Genomic DNA, 16,797 nt, shown 5'->3' with positions numbered 1-16,797 from the left:
TTCCGGGCATTCCCCCGCACGCCACCAAGGAGGATCTATGAATGTGATGCTGAAGACCGGCGCCCTGGCGGCGCTCACTGTCACCCTGCTCGGCGGCTGCGCCAGCTACACCGGCCAGACCAACGATCCCAACGATCCTAACCGCACCCGTACCGGCGCCCTGATCGGCGCAGGCATCGGCGCGGTGGCCGGCCTGCTCAGCGGCAGCGATGCCACCGAGCGTCGTCAGCGCGCCCTGGTCGGCGCGGGCATCGGCGGTATCGCGGGCGGCTCGATCGGTGCCTACCAGGACCGCCAGGAAGCCGAACTGCGCCGCCAGACGGCCGGCACGGGCATCGATGTCAGCCGCGATGGTGACGTCATCAAGCTCAACCTGCCCGATGGCGTGACCTTCGATTTCGGCAAGGCCGACCTGAAGTCGCAGTTCTATCCGGCCCTCAACAACGTCGCCTCGACCTTGCGCGAGTACAACCAGACCATCGTGGAAGTCAGCGGCCACACCGACAGCATCGGTACGGACGCGGTTAACCAGCGGTTGTCGGAGCAGCGCGCCGCCTCGGTGGGCAACTACCTGATCGGCCAGGGCCTACAGCGCGAGCGCTTCGAAATCGTCGGCATGGGCAAGCGCTATCCGGTCGCCAGCAACGACACCGACGCGGGCCGTGCGCTCAACCGTCGCGTCGAAATCCGCGTGCTGCCGGTGCGTTCGTAAGTACCCCCGCACGTTGCACCATCGACGGGCCGCCTCGCGCGGCCCGTCTTCGTTTCAGCGGTCCGAGAACGCGTCCGTCGCGCGGATCAGCGCATCGGTGATCGCCGGCTCGGTGGCGCCGTGGCCAGCCAACACCATCTCCAGGCGTGCTTCGGGCCACGCCTGCGCCAGGTCCCAGGCACTGCGCGGCGGGCAGATGATGTCGTAGCGGCCTTGCACGATCACACCGGGCAGGTGGCGGATGCGGTCGATGTCGCGCAGCAACTGCCCGTGCGAGAGAAAGGCGTTGTGGCGGAAGTAGTGCGCCTCGATCCGCGCCTTGGCCAGGACCTTGGCGGGATCCTCGTCCGACGTGGCATCCGGGTCGTGCAGCAGCGTGGCCGCACCGTCTTCCCAGCCCAGCCAGGCCTGGGCGGCGGCCATCGCGATGGCCGCATCGGGATCGTCCATGCGGCGCCAGTAAGCCTCGATCATCGTGCTGCGTTCTTCCGCCGGGATATGCGCCTCGTAGCGCGCCCAGCGTTCCGGAAACACCCAGCGCGCACCGCCGTCGGCCTCGTTGAACCAGCGGTTCTCTTCCTCCCGGCCGAGATAGACGCCGCGCACGATCACCCCGGTCGCTCGCGCGGGGTGCGCTTGCGCGTAGGCCAGGGCCAGCGTCGAACCCCACGAGCCGCCGAATACCAGCCAGCGCTCGATGCCGGCGAGCGCGCGCACGGCTTCGATGTCCGCGATCAGGTGTGCGGTGGTGTTGTCGCGCAGCTCGCCGAACGGTGTCGACCGGCCGGTACCGCGCTGGTCGAACAGGACGATGCGGTAGCGTGCCGGATCGAAGAAGCGCCGATGCACCGGCGACAGGCCCGCGCCCGGGCCGCCGTGCAGGAAGATCGCGGGGATGCCGTCCGGATTCCCGCATTCCTCCACATGGAGCGTGTGCAGGGCATCGACGGCAAGCCGGTGCGTGCGGTACGGCGCGATCTCGGGATACAGCGTGCGCATGGGCAGGGGTCCTTGCGGGGTGTCCGAGCATAGCCAGCGGCGCCCCGTCCGTCAGCCCGCATCGGGCGCGCGTGTCAACCCGTTTCCCGCGCGGCCATCCATTGCCACAATCCGGGTCCCACCCGATCCATCGGGTTTTCCAGCACCGGACGCAATGCAAGACCGTACGCCCCAGATCGCCCAGCACATCGCCGCCACCATCGCCGCCGAGATCGGCGCCCAGACCGCGCAGGCCAAGGCCGCCATCGCATTGCTCGACGAAGGCGCCACCGTGCCCTTCATCGCCCGCTACCGCAAGGAAGTCACCGGCGGGCTTGACGACACCCAGTTGCGCAACCTCGAAGTGCGCCTGACTTACCTGCGCGAATTGGAAGACCGCCGCGCGGCCGTGCTCGCCAGCATCGACGAGCAGGGCAAGCTGACCGACGAACTGCGCGCCGAGATCGAAGGCGCCGACAGCAAGGCACGCCTGGAAGATCTCTACCTGCCATACAAGCCCAAGCGCCGCACGCGCGCGCAGATCGCGCGGGAAGCCGGCCTGGAGCCGCTCGCCGATGGCTTGCTCGCCGATCCCAGCCAGGCACCGGACGTCGCCGCTGCCGCGTACGTCGACGCCGAGAAAGGCGTGGCCGATGCCAAGGCCGCCCTCGACGGTGCGCGCGCCATCCTGATGGAGCGCTGGGGCGAGAACGCCGCGTTGGTCGGCGAACTACGCCACTGGATGGCCGATGTCGGCGTGATCCGCGCCAAGGTCGCGCAAGGCAAGGAGAACGAAGGCGCGAAATACCGCGACTACTTCGACCACGCCGAATCGCTGGCGAAGATCCCCTCGCACCGCCTGCTCGCGCTGTTCCGTGCGCGTCGTGAAGAGATCCTGCTGCTCGATCTCGACCCCGGCATGGAGGCCGAGGCGGGCCACCTGCAAGCCGAAGGACGCGTGGCCGTCCATGCCGGCGTGTCAGCGCAGGGCCGCGCCGCCGACAAGTGGCTGCTGGATGCCTGCCGCCTGACGTGGCGCGCCAAGCTGCACATGCACCTGCTGCTGGACCTGTTCAACCAGGCGCGCGAGAAGGCCGAAGCCGAGGCCATCGCGGTGTTCGGCGACAACCTCAAGGACCTGTTGCTGGCCGCGCCCGCCGGTCCGAAAGCCGTGCTCGGCCTCGATCCGGGCCTGCGCACCGGCGTGAAGGTCGCCGTGGTCGACCGCACCGGCAAGCTGGTGGACACCGCGACGATCTACCCGCACGAACCCAAGCGCCAGTGGGACCAGTCGCTGCACGTGCTGCGTGCGCTGTGCGCCAGGCACCAGGTGGACCTGATCGCGATCGGCAACGGCACCGCCAGCCGCGAGACCGACAAGCTGGCGGGCGACCTGATCAAGCAGGCGCCGGAACTGAAGATGGACAAGATCGTCGTCAGCGAGGCGGGCGCGTCGGTGTACTCGGCCTCCGAATTCGCGTCCAAGGAATTCCCCGATCTCGACGTCAGCATCCGCGGTGCCGTGTCGATCGCACGCCGCCTGCAGGACCCGTTGGCGGAGCTGGTGAAGATCGAACCCAAGGCCATTGGTGTCGGCCAGTACCAGCACGACGTGGACCAGTTCCGCCTGGCGCGCGCCCTCGATGCGCGGGTGGAGGACTGCGTGAACGCCGTGGGCGTGGACGTGAACACCGCCTCGGCCGCGCTGCTGACGCGCGTGTCCGGGCTGTCGTCGACGGTGGCCGAGAACATCGTGCGCTTCCGCGATGAACATGGTGCGTTCCGCACGCGCAAGGCGCTGCTCGGCGTGCCGCGCCTGGGCGAGAAGACCTTCGAACAGTGCGCCGGCTTCCTGCGCATCGCCGATGGCGACGAGCCGCTGGATGCCTCGTCCGTGCATCCGGAAGCCTATCCGGTGGTGGAGCGCATCCTGGCCGGCAGCGGCCGGCACGTGAAGCAGATCGTCGGCGACACCGCGTTCCTGCGTGCGGTGAAGGCCGAGCAGTACACCGACGCGACGTTCGGCGTGCCGACCATCCGCGACATCCTGAAGGAACTGGAGAAGCCCGGCCGCGATCCGCGTCCCGAGTTCAAGGCCGCGCGCTTCGCCGATGGCGTGGAAGACATCAAGGACCTGCGCGAAGGCATGATCCTGGAAGGCGTGGTCAGCAACGTGGCTGCGTTCGGTGCGTTCGTCGACATCGGCGTGCACCAGGACGGCCTGATCCACATCTCCGCACTGGCCGACCGCTACGTGAAGGACCCGCGCGAGGTGGTGAAGGCCGGCGACATCGTCAAGGTGAAGGTGCTGGAGGTCGACGTGGCCCGCAAGCGCATCGCATTGACGCGCCGCCTCGACGACGCACCCGCACCGCAGGCGCCGCGCGAAGCCCGGACGAATGATCCGCGTCCGCCGCGCGGGCCCGACCGTGGCAACGCGCGCGATCCGCGTCGTGGTCCTGCACCGGCGAAGACCAGCGCACCGCCCGCCGACAACGCGCTGGCCGCCGCGTTCGCGCGGGCGAAAGGCAACGGCTGATCCGAAGCGCCTGCCTCTCCCCGCCGAGGGAGAGGCCTGGGCGTGGACTCAGGGGGTGGGGCGCGCGGTCGCCGTTGCGTACGGCGCCAGATAGCGACTCAGTCCACCGTCGCGCAGGTGCGCGGCGGCCTGATGCCAGTCGATGGGCGCACCGGCCTTGAGTGCGTCCAGCACCGCGACCACCGAAAGTTCCACTTCCGGCAGGCCGCTCGCACCGGGCGCGTTGCGGCGCTGTTCGATCGCCTCGAACAGCACGGCATTGGCTTCCGCATAGCCCAGCGGCGCCGTGCTGCCGACGGCATCGCGCCACGCCGGCGTTTCCAGCACGGCGTTGACGTGGGAGAGGATCAGCCACGTCGCGCGGCCGATCAGTTTCAGGTTGCCCGGCTGCACGCTGGTCATGGTGTTGCCGACCACGCGCCCGCGCTTGGCCATCACGCCGGTGGAGTGCGCGTTGATCAGCATCTTCAGGGCGATGGTCTGGTTGAGCTCGAACGCATCGCGCTGCGGCACCGTCACCGCGATCACCGGCACCGCGCGGGGCAGGGCGGCCACGTCGGCCAGCACCTCGCTCGCCACCGGGCGCGCGGAGACCGACACCAGCACCGGCTCCGCACCGGCCGCGGCGAAGGCCTCCAGCCACTGCCGGTTGGCATCGGCATGCGCCTCATCGCCGAGCAGGATCAGCGCGCCGGCGTCGCCTGCCTGCGGGCCGCTGCGCTGCAGGTTGGCGGGCGAGTACGACAGGTCGTACAGCGTTTGTTGTTCGTCGCCCGCATTCGACAGTCCACGCAGCGCGGCTTCGCGCAGGTACGGGTCCGGGATGCCGGTCTCGAACGGCGGCAGGTACAGCGCCTTATCCAGCCCGTGGAACGGGCGGTGCAGCAGCGCCTGCCAGGCCTGCGCGCCATCGGTGGCCGGCGTCCACACCTGGATCCACGAGCGCCGCTCCGGTGTGTTCACCGTATCCAGCGGCGACAGGCGGAACGTGGGCGCGCGTTCGGTCACGTCGACGAACACCGGCATCAGCGCGCGCGTGGCCAGGTACGTGGCGTGTCGTGCGGCGGCATAGCTCGCCGCTTCGCGATCGGTCCATGCGGCCAGTTTCGGTGCGGCGGCCGCGACGGTGCGCTGGATCGCGGCGAAACCGCGCAGGCGGTCGGCAATGCTGGCGTCGTTGAAACCGAGCGCGGCGAGTTCGTCGGCCGTCAGCACGTCGCGCAGCAGCGCGCGTGTCGCATCCTCCAGCACCACGCCCAGCACGTACAGGCTGGTGGTGGTGGCCTGCATGCGGGTGGAGCCGGTGATCGCCTGCGGCCCGGTGGGCAGCGGGATCTTGGTGATGCGCGCATCGTCGAGTACGCGGCGGCTGCGCTCGAACGGGCGCAGCACCGCATCCGGATTGTTGTAGACGAACCACGTGCGGCGCGTGTCGGCGCCCGACTGGTCGGCCGCGGCCAGCGCCGTGCCGATCACCGCGGAGGTCTCGCCGCCTTCGGTGACGGCGAACACCAGGTCCTGCGGCTGGATGCCGTTGTCCTGCAGCTGCAGGCGGCCGATCTCGGGAATGTCTTCGAAACCTTCCAGTGAGGCGATCAGGGCGCGGTCGCCACCGGTGATCTCGCCGCGCACGCGCTCGCCGAGGCCCGGGAAGCGCGCCTCGATCTTCGCCATCGCGGGTGATGCCGCGGTGCGCTGCCAGAACGGCCGCCACAGGCCGCTTTCGATCGTCTCGGCCAGGCGACCGGTGGAGCCGGTGCCGTAGAAGTACAGGCGATGCCCTTCGCGCAAGGCGCGGGTGATCGCGCGGCTGGCGTCTTCCAGCGCTGCCAAGCGCGCGGGATCGTCGGCGACGCCCTGCAGCGCGGCGGTGATGTCTTCGTCCACGGACAGCAGCGCGGCCAGGCCGTCGGTGGTGTCGGCGGCGATCCGCGTGCTCAGGTCGAAGCTGCGCGGGTGGCGCTGTTCGGTCAGCAGGCTGTGCAGCTGGAACTGCTGCTTGTTCGCCACGAAGTCCCGCGATTGCGCCGACGGAGCGACACCCAGGCGGTCGGGTGCCGGTTGTGCGGCGGCGGGCAACGCCGCCGAGGCCATCACGAGGAAAGACATGCTGCGCATGATGCGGTTCGCCCTACGGGACATCGGATCCCTCACCTGACAACGGAAGAATGCGTCGATACCGGCGATGATCCCCTTGCACGGTGCCGCACGCAGGCTGCTATCGTCACGACCACGATAGCAAACGGTCGTGACACTATGCCCCGGTTCGCTCGTCCGCTGCACGCTGCACTGCGCCCTATGGGCCTCGGCGTGCTGCTGTTGCTCGGTGTGTTGCATGCGCGTGCGGGCGCGGCGGCGCCTGCGGATGCCGCGCCGACGCTCGGCATCGAGGTCCTGCTCGATCAGCGCATGGACCTGCTGCGCGGCAAGCGCGTGGGCCTGGTGACCAACGCCACCGGCGTGGATCGCCAGTTGCGCAGCGACGTGGATCGCTTCGCCGAACGCAAGGAATTCACGCTGGTCGCACTGTTCGGTCCCGAGCACGGCGTGCGCGGCGATGTGCAGGCGGGCGACCATGTGGCCTCCGCGCGCGATGCCGCCACCGGCCTGCCGGTACACAGCCTCTACGGCGAACACCGCGAACCGACGTCGGCGATGCTCGACGGCATCGACGTGCTGGTGTTCGACATCCAGGACGTCGGCACGCGCTTCTACACCTACCCGTACACGCTGGCCGGGGTGATGCGTGCGGCGAAGCGCGCCGGCATTCCCGTCGTCGTGGCCGATCGTCCCGATCCGCTCGGGGGTGTGTTGATCGAAGGACCGGTGCTGGACCCGGCGCTGGCCTCGTTCATCGGCCAGTTCCCGATCCCGATCCGCCACGGCATGACGCTGGGCGAGTTGGCCACGCTGTTCAACACCGCGTTCGGCATCGGCGCCGAGCTGCACGTGGTGACGATGCAGGGCTGGAGGCGCGGTGACGACCCGTGGCGCGGCGCACTGCCGTGGGTGCCGCCGTCGCCGAACATGCCCACGGCGGACACCGCCTTGGTCTATCCCGGCATGGGCCTGCTGGAAGGCACCAACGTGTCCGAAGGCCGTGGCACCACGCGGCCGTTCGAGACCGTGGGCGCGCCGTGGGTGGATGCGCAGGCCTTGGCGGCGCGGCTCAATGCGATGGACCTGCCGGGCGTGCGGTTCCGGCCGACCTGGTTCACGCCGACGTTCTCCAAGCACGCGGGCAAGGCCTGCGCGGGCGTGCAGTTGCACGTGACCGACCGCGCGGCGTTCCGCCCGGTGCGGACCGGGCTCGCCGTGCTGAAGGCCCTGCGCGACCAGCACCCGAAGGACTTCGCCTTCCTGCCGGGCGAGCCGCCGTTCTTCGACCGCCTCGCCGGCGTGGGCGACCTGCGCGCCGCTCTCGAACGCGGCGACACCCTGGATGCCATCGAGGCGCGCTGGCAGCCGGCCATCACCGCGTTTGACGCCCTGCGCCGGCAGCACCTGCTGTATCCCTGAGCGCGGGGGAGGGGCCGGGCGCCGCTCTCATCTCACGTATTGCGCCGTCGATGGAGCTCTACATGTGACGCGCCGGGTGGGGGAGCTCCATCGATGGCACTCGGAGCCCGATCTGTCTCACATGGAGAGCGATCGATGGCTCTCGGAAAGCCATCGATCGCTCTCCGAATGCCATGCCATGGCATTCGGCGTGTGATCTGCCGAGCGATGAGCTTCGTGGATGGGGCTCGGAATGCGATCTGTCTCACACTGAAAGCCATCGATGGCATTCGGAGCGCGATCGATGGAGCGCCGGAGGCCGGCGAATGACATTCCGAGGGCGATCTGCCGAGCTCGGCGCCTTGCAGATGGGGCTAGGAAGGCCATCTGTCTCACAGGGAGCCCGATCGATGGGGCTCGGAAAGTGATCCACAGGACGAGGATGCTTGTGAGACTGGTCATCTGTGGGAGCGACGTGAGTCGCGAAGGGCAGTCGATGGCGCGTCATCGCGACTTACGTCGCTCCCACACCATCATCTGGAGACTTCGGGGGGGCAGCCGCGGTTACGGCCCCGCGGCTTTCTTCTTGCGGGGTGCGCGACGCGCAGGGCGCGGGGCATCCGCGGCCGCCGTCAAGGGTGCCACGGCCTGCTGGAGCTGTTCCAGCGACGACAGGGTGTCGGCGTAAGCGATGAAGTGCTGCAGATAGCCCGGCGATACCGCACGCATCAGGTGCAGGGCGCGGTGGACCAGCATGCCGGAGTTCAACGGGCCGGCATCGGCCGGCACCTCGTGCAACGACGCGCGCAGTTGGCTGTCGGTGCGCACCTGCGCCCAGACTTCGCGGGCCTGGGTGAGGGCGGAGGGCGCCGGCGATGCTGCATCGGGGAGTGGCTCGCCCTCGCTGCGCGCCTGCAGCGCAGCGACCAGCGCGCGCAGCCCGGTATCACGCACGGGCACGGGTGGCGCAACCGCCGGCTGTTGCACGACGCGTTCCGCGTATGCGCGCATCAGCCCGGCGAGGCGGGCTTCCAGCAGGCGACGGGCTTCGTCCTGCTGCGTGGGCACGCGCGCGGCCAACGCCAGCAGGATGTCGAAGCGCGTGGGATCCACGCGATCCGCGCCCTGTGCGCGCCACGCCTGCAACTGCGCCGCCGGGGGCAGGGCGTCACCGTCCATCGTCACCGCTGCGCTTGGCAGGGCGGGGAATGGGAGCGATCTCGACGCGACGGTTCCGCGCGCGGCCTTCTTCGCTGGTGTTGGCGCTGACCGGCTGCTCGGCACCGAACGCCGCGGCGAACACCGACGAAGACGGCACGCCTTCGTCGATCAGCGTGCGGGTGACGGTGAGTGCGCGCTGCGCGGAGAGGTCCCAGTTGTCGGCGAACTTCTGGTTGCTGCCGCTGACCTGTCGGTCGTCGGTGAAGCCGCTGACCATCAGGATGTCCTCGCGCGTGCGCAAGTAGCCGGCGAGTGGCGTGGCGAGGCTCTTCAGCAGGTCGCGGCCTTCGGGCTGCAACTGGTCGGAGTTCAGCGCGAACAGTACGTTGCCGCGGATGCCGATGCGCCCGTCCACCAGCGTCACCCGACCTTCGGCCAGCGGCGCGGCGAGCGCGTCTTCCAGCGCCTTGCGCTGCTGCGCTTCCTGTTCGCGCCGGCGGGTTTCCTCGTCCAGGCGCTGGGCGAGCTGCGCCTGCACGGCGATCACGCCCACCAGCACCAGCACGAAGGCGCCCAGCAGCACCGACATCAGGTCGCCGAAGCTGGCCCAGACGGGCGCGCCGAGGTCGGAGTCGTCTCCGGTTTCCACGCTCATGCGGCTTCGGCCCCGGACAGGCGCTGCAGGTCGACGGTGATCTGGCGCTGCGCGGACAAGCTGAGGTCGACCACTTCGCGCGCCTGCGCGACGTAGTAGGCCAGCTGCTCGTCGCTGCGGACCAGCGAGCGCTCCAGCGCGCCTTCGATGGCCTGCAGGCGCTCGAGCAACGCGTCGTTGGTCTGGCCGAAGCGTTCCACCACGCTGCCCAGCGCATCGCCGAGACCGGCGACTTCGGTGGCGCCGGCGGCGACCTGCGCGGCGACGTGTTCCAGCTTGCCGGTCTCGGCCTGCACATGGTCGGTGAAGCGCGTGCCGACGCGTTCCAGCAGGTCGGCCGAGGTGGCCACCAGCGCATCGATCGCGGTGCGCTGCTCGGTGGAGGCGTGGTTCACCGCATCCAGCAAGGTCTGCAGCGTGCCCATCATCTGGGTGCGTTCTTCCAGCAGCGCGGTGTCGCGGACCATGCTGTCGGACAGCTTCTGGCGCAGTTCGGCGACCACGTCGGCGGCGGCGCGCGGCGCTTCCGAGGCGACCTGCACCAGCTGCGAGATCTCGGCGATGGTCTGCTGCGCGTGCGTCTGCGCCTGGGTGGTGATGTCGCTGGCACTGCGCGCGAGCGCATCGCAGATCTCCTGCTGCAGGCGCGCGGCTTCGCCGGCGGTGCGTTCCCAGTCGCCACGCAGGGTGGTGCTCATCGTGGCCAGCTGCGCGGCCCACGCGGCGAGGCGCGCCTCGTCCTGCGCGACGAGGGTCTGCTGCAGCGAGGCATGCGATGCGTCCACGGCCTGCACCAGCGCGGTGGCCTGCGTGCGGAAGTCGGCGCCGGCGGCGGCCAGCGCGTCGGTGTTGCGCGAGGCGATGCCGTCGGTCGTGCTGGCCTGCTGGGCGAGCGCCTGGGTGAAGCCTTCGGCGAGCGTGGTGGCGGTCTGCTGGAGCTGGCCGGACGCCGCATCGAGCCACGCGTTGGCGCGCTGGTCGAACTGCGCCGCCTGCTGTTCGGCATCGCCCTGCAGGCGCGCGGCGAGCGCGTCGTGCGCGTGTTGCTGGCGGGCGAGGGCGTCGTCCCACGAGGCGGCGGCCGCGGTGGTGGCAGTGCCGAAGCCGGTGGTCAGCGCGTCGAGCTGCTGCTGTACCGCGGTGGCGACGGTCTGCTGCAGGGCGGTGGTTTCACGGGCCAGGCCGGCGAGCGTGGTTTCCATCGCCGGCTGCAGCGCGGCGCCGACCGCACGAGCGCTGCCTTCGACGCCCGCCTGCATCGACGCGACCAGCGTGGCCGACAGCTGCGCCTGCGCGGCTTCGGTGCGGGCGTGGAAGCTTTCCTGGCGCGCGGACTGCTGCGCGGCAGCGTCGGTGTTCTGTTGTTCGATGGAGGCGACCATGGCCTGCAGGCGCTCGACCAGTTCCGGCATCAGCGCGGCCTGCTGCTGCAGCAGGCGGAACGAGGTCTCGCGCTGGAACGACTGCGAATGCACGTGCAGCGAGGTGGCGATCTCGTCGTCCAGCCGCTGCGCGACCAGCACGCGCTCGCGGCGCGCGAGGGCGGACAGCAAGCCCAGCACGGCGGAGGCCGCCACGCCGGCAATCGAGGTGCCGAAGGCGAAGCCCAGGCCTTTCACTGGCGCCGCCAGCGAGCCACGGATGGCGTCGATGTCGGTGGCGCCTTCGAGCGCCAGGCCGGTGCCGCGCAGGGTGACCATCATGCCCAGCAGCGTGCCCAGCATGCCCAGCAGCACCAGCAGGCCGACCAGGTACGGCGTCAGTGCAGGCGCCGGCAGCGCGACGCGCTCGCCTTCCACGCGCAGGCGCACGGCCTGGCGAAGGCTGGCATGCATCGGCGCGAGCCAGGCCTGCAGCCCGTTGCCCGCCGGTGTGGTGTCGTCGAGCGCGTGGGCGAGGGTGGCGGTCGCCTGGCGGTAGCGAAGCAACTCCACCGCACCGGTGACATAGCAGGCCCCGATCACGAGGGTGACCACCACGCCCAGCGCGTGCGTGCCGACGTAGCCGACGCCGATCCAGCCGACGATGGCCAGGCCGGCGAGGAAGAGGGCGGTGGAGAGGTGCTGTTTCATCAAGGGCATCCAGGCATTACGAAGGCCGAAGCGCGGCGAGCAGCGCGTCGAGCGGGTGGAAACGGAGGTCGAGTTCGGCGAGCAGGGCGTCCTGCAGGTCGCGCCGGAAAAGCGCCCGCCATGCGGGGCCGGAGGCGGCCTCCGCACCGGCGCGGAGGCGGTCGAAATGGAGGCCGAGCAGGACCGGCGTGTTGGCCAGCAGGGCGTTCTCGCGCGGGCTGAGCGTCATTTCCATCACGGCATCCACCTCGGCCAGGCGGGCCAGGTCGCCGCCGCGCTGCGCCAGGGCATCGCGCAGGCGCCCGCGCAGCGGGCCGGTGCCAGTCAGCATGGCGCGCTGGCGTTCGAGGCAGTAGCGACGGTAAGGCGCGAAGTCGTCGTCGCCCGCGTCAGGTGGCGGGCCGCGCAGGATCGCGTCCGACAGCGATGCCCGCACCCGCGCGACGGCGGCGTGATGCGTGTCGTCGGACGCCGGCGCGCCTGCCTCGGGCGCGACGGCGCCATCGAGCGCCCGCGACAGCGAGACCGCGCGGTTCCAGTCGATCCATTGGCCGAGGCGCTCGGACAGGGCCGGCGTGGCATCGGGGAGTTCGGCGCCGCCCAGGCGGGCGAGGAGGCGGACGAAGGCGGGGGCCGCCGTGGGCGTCCGGTACTGCACTGTGGTCACACGGTGGCTCAAAAGAGCGGGGATTTTACAGGAACCCCCGCCGCGATGACCCGTCGCCGGGCGCCGGAAACGAAAAGGCCGGACCCTCGCGGGCCCGGCCTTTTCGCTGAATGGTGGAGGTGGGCGGAATTGAACCGCCGTCCGAAGGCACTCCATCCCCGGTACTACATGCTTATCCCCCCGTTGGATCTCGTCCTGCAGCAGCACGGTGGGCGAAGCGCACCGCAGGACCAGCCTGTTTTAGGTTGACCGGGCGCTGACAGGCAGCCACCCCCGGCGATTCCGTGATAATGACCTTACGCTGCGAGCACGGACACAAGCAGTTTCAGGGCTTACGCCTTAAGCGGCGAGAGCGTAGTTGTCGTCGTTGGCAACTAGAGTTTTGCCGCTGGATTTACGAGGAAAGCTGCCCCCTCGGCATGCACCAGGCAACTTCGCAACCCCCGTCGAAGCCAGTGCACCCCCGGGAGTCAGAAACGTCCTGACAAGAGCCAGTGTAGGGATGGATGTCAGCCTTCACAAGGCTTCCGCCTTGGTGTGTTCAGCCTGGTGAGACACCAACCCCGCTCGTGTCAGCCCCCTTGGTAAGGGGCGAATTCGCGCGTCAGCGCGCGTGGGGGATCGGCAGCGTGCGTCGGGGCCCAGGATTCGCGCGGCGAATCCTGGAACTTCAACGCGTCGCGATGCTGCTACGCATTCTTGTTGTGCTGGCGCATCACGCGCGATTTTTCGCGGGCCCAGTCGCGGTCCTTCTCGGTGGCGCGCTTGTCGTGGGTCTGCTTGCCCTTGGCGAGCGCGACTTCGGCCTTCACCTTGTTACCCTTCCAGTACAGCGAGGTGGGCACCAATGTGTAGCCGTCGCGCTCGACCTTGCCGATCAGGCTGTCGATCTCGTTCCGGTGCAGCAGCAGCTTGCGGGTACGGCGGTCGTCGGCGACCACATGGGTGGAGGCCTGGATCAGTGGGGTGATCTGCGCGCCGAACAGGAAGATCTCGCCATGGCGGACGATCGCGTAGGCCTCGGTGATGTTGGCGCGTCCGGCGCGGATGGCCTTCAGCTCCCATCCCTGCAGGGCAAGGCCCGCCTCGTAGCGCTCCTCGAAGTGGTACTCGTGCCGCGCGCGCTTGTTCAGCGCGATCGTGCCCGTTGCTTTATTCTTGTCCGGTTTCTTTGCCATCCGTCCTATTGTCGCCGAAGGCGGAACCCTACGCGAGCCACATGCACACGATCCGCCGCAGCGCCCTGGTCGAACACTCGGCCACCCGGATGTTCGACCTGGTCAACGACGTGGCGGCCTACCCGCGCCGGTTCGACTGGTGCAGCGCCGCGCAGCTGATCGAGCAGGGCGAGGAGCGGCTGGTGGCCCGGCTCGACCTGGGCCTGGGTTCGCTGCGGACGTGGTTCACCACCGAGAACGCGCTGGACAGGCCGCACCGGATCGACATGAACCTGGTCGATGGCCCATTCCGCAAGCTGCACGGGCGCTGGGACTTCCATGCGCTGGACGAGTCGGCCTGCAAGGTCACGCTGACGCTGGAGTTCGAGCCTTCAAGCCGATTGCTTGCGCCGGCGATGGCGCTGGGCTTCCAGAGCCTGGCCGACCGGATGGTCGATGATTTCGTCCGGGCCGCGGACCGCGGCGCCTGAGATGCAGGTAGAGGTGATCCGGGCGTGGCCGCACCGCGTCGAGTCGGTGATGCTGGATGTGCCCGAGGGTTCGACCGTCGCGGATGCGTTGGCTGCCAGTGGCTTCGACGACCTTGCGCCGACGCAGCCCACGGCGGTCCATGGCGTGATGGCAGACGCTGGCGTGGTATTGCGCGAGGGCGATCGCGTGGAAGTGCTGCGCCCGTTGTTGCTGGACCCGAAGGAAGCGCGCCGCCGACGGGCGCGCAGGTAACGCCTCGCCTCAGCGGCGACGGCCCTTCTTCTTTTCCTTGGCCAGGTTCGGGCCGAACTTGCGCACGTCCTTGGACAGCTGCAGGTCGGCTTCGGGGAAGTACTCGCCTTCCCAGCTGGCGAGCGTGTCGCCGTTGAACAGCAGGGTGAGGTTCTTCACTTCCGTGGTGCCGCGGCGGTTGGTGCGGTTGCTCGCGGTGTAGTCCCAGCGCTGCGCGTGGAACGGATCGGCAATGGACGGGCTGCCCAACAGCGACTGCACCTGCTGCTTGTTCTGGCCCACCTGCAATTGGTCCACCGACGTCTTCTCGAGCAGGCTGCCCTGGTAGATCGGCTGCTTGTAGAGGATGCCGCAGCCAGCGGTGGCGGAAGCGAGGACGGCAACCAGCAGGAATTTGCGCATGGGACAGGTACGGTGGGAAACCGGGCCGATGATACACTCACACGGACCGCCGCAACCGAGCTTCAGGCAGCTGGCGCTAAACCGAGAGTGAACGGAGACGCCATGGAATCGCAGGATCTACGCAAAGTCGGCCTCAAGGTCACCCACCCGCGCATGCGCATCCTGGAACTGCTGGAGCAGAAGAACTCCCAGCACCACCTGAGCGCGGAAGACATCTACCGGCAGCTGTTGGACCACGGCGATGAAATCGGGCTGGCGACGGTCTACCGCGTGCTGACCCAGTTCGAGGCGGCGGGGCTGGTGCTCAAGCACAACTTCGAGGGCGGCCAGGCCGTCTATGAGCTGGACCGCGGCGGACACCACGACCACATGGTGGACGTGGATACCGGCAAGATCATCGAGTTCGAAAGCGGCGAGATCGAGAAGCTGCAGCGCGAAATCGCCGCCAAGCACGGCTACGAGCTGGAAGAGCACTCATTGGTGCTCTACGTGCGCAAGAAGCGCTAGTTCGAGATCCCCTAGAAAAAGGAATTCAGACGGCGTTGGCGAGCAGCCGTTTCGCTGCCGCGTGCGCTTCCTTGCTGACTTCCACGCCGCCCAGCATGCGGGCGAGTTCTTCTTCGCGTTGCTTCGCGCCCAGTTTCTCGACGGCGCTCTGCGTCATTCCGTCCACGGGCGCCTTGCTGACGCGGTAATGCGCGTGGCCCTGCGCGGCGACCTGGGGCAGGTGGGTCACGCACAGGACCTGCCGCTGCGCACCGAGCGCGCGCAGCTTCTGGCCCACGATCTCGGCGACGGCGCCGCCGATGCCGGTATCGACTTCGTCGAAGACCATCGTCGGCACCGCGTCCAGACCCAGCGCCGCGACTTCGATGGCGAGCGAGATGCGGGCCAGTTCGCCGCCTGAAGCGACCTTGCGCAGCGGACGCGGCGGCTGGCCGGCGTTCGCCGATACCAGGAATTCGGTGCGCTCGGCGCCTGACGGGTCGGGCCGTTCGCCGTCATGCGGTTCCAGCGCCACTTCGAAGCGCCCACCGCCCATGCCGAGTTCGGCAATCAGGGCGGTGGTGGTGTCGCCGAGCGCCTTGGCGGCGCGGTGCCGCGTCCGGCTGAGTGCATCGGCGGTGGTGCGCCACTGCGCGCGCGCGGCTTCTATTTCGTCGTTGAGTTTAATCAGGCGCTCGCCGGCGCCACGCAGGGATTCCAGTTCCGCGGCCAGCCGATCGTGCTGCTCCTGCAGGCCGTCCAGTGGGACCCGATGCTTGCGGGCGAGATCGTGGACGCGCGCCAGGCGGCGCTCGAGCTCGTCGAGCTGGCTGGGATCGACGTCCAGGTCATCGCGCACCTGGCCGAGGAGCGCCAGGGCTTCTTCGATCTGGATCGTTGCGCTTTCCAGCAGGTTGTCGACACCCCGCAGCCGTGGTTCGTGTTCGACCTGGCGGGCCAGGTCCGCGCGGGTGTGCTGCAACTGGCGCGAGAACGACGGGCCGTCGTCGCCCGACAGGCCGACCAGTGCGGCGTCGCACGCCGCGATCAGGCCGGCCGCATGGGCCTGGCGGCGATGGCCGGCGACCAGGGCTTCGAGTGCGGCGGGCGCCAGGTCTTCGCGCTGGAGTTCAGCGAGCTGGTGCTCCAGATAGTTGATGCGGTCCGAGACGTCGCCCTGGCCCGACAGCTGCTCGCGTTCGCCCAGCAGCGCATTCCAGTGGCGCGCGGCATCGCGGACGGCGCGCGCCTCGGCCTGGTTGCCTGCATAAGCGTCGAGCAGTTCCAACTGGCTGTGGCGGGCCAGCAGCGCCTGGTGCTCGTGCTGGCCATGGATTTCGACCAGGCGGCCGGCCAGGTCGGTCAACTGGGACAGCGTGACGCTGCGGCCGTTGATCCAGGCGCGGGAGCCGCCGTCGGCGCGGATGACGCGGCGCAATTGGCATTGGCCGTCGTCGTCCAGCTCATGGTCGGACAGCCAAGCGAGGGCAGGCGATCCGGCCACGGGCTGGAACTCGGCGGAAAGCTCGGCGCGTTCGGCGCCATGGCGGACCACGCCGCTGTCGGCGCGCAACCCGGACAGGAAGCCCAGCGCGTCCACCAGCAGGGACTTGCCTGCGCCGGTTTCACCCGAAATGACGGTCATGCCCTCTCCGAACTCGAGTTCGGCAGCGCGGACGACGGCGAAATCCTTGATCGCGAGATGGGTCAGCATGGCGATAGTGTA

15 protein-coding genes and 1 other RNA gene are annotated in these 16,797 nt (G+C 69.3%); 6 read left to right on the top strand and 10 right to left on the bottom strand.

Annotation, left to right across the window (positions count from 1 at the left end):
- The first annotated feature begins 37 nt into the window (after positions 1-37).
- The gene (locus tag ACSION_RS11770) at positions 38-712 is read left to right on the top strand and encodes an OmpA family protein (RefSeq protein WP_435306024.1); all 675 of its coding nucleotides are present in this window, start codon (positions 38-40) and stop codon (positions 710-712) included.
- A gap of 54 nt (positions 713-766) precedes the next feature.
- On the opposite strand, the gene pip is transcribed toward ACSION_RS11770, so the two are convergent.
- Positions 767-1,711: a prolyl aminopeptidase gene (gene pip, locus ACSION_RS11765; protein ID WP_435306023.1), complete on the bottom strand. Its 945-nt coding sequence runs from the start codon at positions 1,709-1,711 to the stop codon at positions 767-769.
- Between the two features lie 154 nt (positions 1,712-1,865).
- Between pip and ACSION_RS11760 the strand changes: the two genes are divergently transcribed.
- A complete protein-coding gene (locus tag ACSION_RS11760; protein ID WP_435306022.1) occupies positions 1,866-4,229 on the top strand; it encodes a Tex family protein in 2,364 nt (787 codons plus the stop codon).
- Between the two features lie 48 nt (positions 4,230-4,277).
- Here ACSION_RS11760 and ACSION_RS11755 read toward each other — a convergent pair whose 3' ends face one another.
- The gene (locus ACSION_RS11755) at positions 4,278-6,347 is read right to left on the bottom strand and encodes a hypothetical protein (protein ID WP_435306021.1); all 2,070 of its coding nucleotides are present in this window, start codon (positions 6,345-6,347) and stop codon (positions 4,278-4,280) included.
- Between the two features lie 138 nt (positions 6,348-6,485).
- Here ACSION_RS11755 and ACSION_RS11750 point away from each other — a divergent pair, with 138 nt between their 5' ends.
- The gene (locus ACSION_RS11750; protein WP_435306020.1) at positions 6,486-7,748 is read left to right on the top strand and encodes an exo-beta-N-acetylmuramidase NamZ family protein; all 1,263 of its coding nucleotides are present in this window, start codon (positions 6,486-6,488) and stop codon (positions 7,746-7,748) included.
- Positions 7,749-8,291: 543 nt separating this feature from the next.
- On the opposite strand, the gene ACSION_RS11745 is transcribed toward ACSION_RS11750, so the two are convergent.
- The 6 genes from ACSION_RS11745 to smpB form a co-directional block, all read right to left on the bottom strand.
- Positions 8,292-8,906 carry a DUF2894 domain-containing protein gene (locus tag ACSION_RS11745; protein WP_435306019.1) on the bottom strand — a complete coding sequence of 205 codons (615 nt, stop codon included), beginning with the start codon at positions 8,904-8,906 and terminating at the stop codon, positions 8,292-8,294.
- Entirely contained in the window at positions 8,896-9,543 is a 648-nt protein-coding gene (locus ACSION_RS11740) for an OmpA family protein (RefSeq protein WP_435306018.1), read from the bottom strand. The genes ACSION_RS11745 and ACSION_RS11740 overlap by 11 nt, the downstream gene beginning before the upstream one ends.
- Positions 9,540-11,615, bottom strand: coding sequence for a DUF802 domain-containing protein (locus tag ACSION_RS11735; RefSeq protein ID WP_435306017.1), 2,076 nt, complete (start codon positions 11,613-11,615; stop codon positions 9,540-9,542). The genes ACSION_RS11740 and ACSION_RS11735 overlap by 4 nt, the downstream gene beginning before the upstream one ends.
- Before the next feature lie 16 nt (positions 11,616-11,631).
- Positions 11,632-12,294, bottom strand: a complete 663-nt coding sequence (locus tag ACSION_RS11730) for a DUF3348 family protein (protein ID WP_435306016.1) — start codon at positions 12,292-12,294, stop codon at positions 11,632-11,634.
- Between the two features lie 99 nt (positions 12,295-12,393).
- Positions 12,394-12,747: a transfer-messenger RNA gene (gene ssrA / locus ACSION_RS11725) on the bottom strand.
- Between the two features lie 224 nt (positions 12,748-12,971).
- Positions 12,972-13,460, bottom strand: coding sequence for an SsrA-binding protein SmpB (gene smpB, locus ACSION_RS11720; protein ID WP_093486097.1), 489 nt, complete (start codon positions 13,458-13,460; stop codon positions 12,972-12,974).
- A gap of 41 nt (positions 13,461-13,501) precedes the next feature.
- Between smpB and ACSION_RS11715 the strand changes: the two genes are divergently transcribed.
- Positions 13,502-13,930 carry a type II toxin-antitoxin system RatA family toxin gene (locus tag ACSION_RS11715; protein ID WP_435306015.1) on the top strand — a complete coding sequence of 143 codons (429 nt, stop codon included), beginning with the start codon at positions 13,502-13,504 and terminating at the stop codon, positions 13,928-13,930.
- A gap of 1 nt (position 13,931) precedes the next feature.
- The gene (locus ACSION_RS11710) at positions 13,932-14,183 is read left to right on the top strand and encodes an RnfH family protein (RefSeq protein WP_435306014.1); all 252 of its coding nucleotides are present in this window, start codon (positions 13,932-13,934) and stop codon (positions 14,181-14,183) included.
- 9 nt (positions 14,184-14,192) lie between these two features.
- Here the strand turns inward: ACSION_RS11710 and ACSION_RS11705 are convergent, their stop codons facing one another.
- The gene (locus ACSION_RS11705) at positions 14,193-14,585 is read right to left on the bottom strand and encodes an outer membrane protein assembly factor BamE (RefSeq protein WP_435306013.1); all 393 of its coding nucleotides are present in this window, start codon (positions 14,583-14,585) and stop codon (positions 14,193-14,195) included.
- 102 nt (positions 14,586-14,687) lie between these two features.
- Here ACSION_RS11705 and fur point away from each other — a divergent pair, with 102 nt between their 5' ends.
- Positions 14,688-15,092: a ferric iron uptake transcriptional regulator gene (fur, locus tag ACSION_RS11700; RefSeq protein ID WP_435306012.1), complete on the top strand. Its 405-nt coding sequence runs from the start codon at positions 14,688-14,690 to the stop codon at positions 15,090-15,092.
- A gap of 25 nt (positions 15,093-15,117) precedes the next feature.
- Here the strand turns inward: fur and recN are convergent, their stop codons facing one another.
- Positions 15,118-16,785 (bottom strand): DNA repair protein RecN, encoded by a 1,668-nt coding sequence (gene recN, locus ACSION_RS11695; protein WP_435306011.1) that lies wholly within the window; start codon positions 16,783-16,785, stop codon positions 15,118-15,120.
- Positions 16,786-16,797: the final 12 nt, after the last annotated feature.

The organism is Pseudoxanthomonas sp. LjRoot125, from assembly GCF_964252705.1.
In the GTDB taxonomy this organism is placed as follows: Bacteria; Pseudomonadota; Gammaproteobacteria; order Xanthomonadales; family Xanthomonadaceae; genus Pseudoxanthomonas_A.
This window is presented reverse-complemented; position numbering and strand designations above follow the sequence as displayed.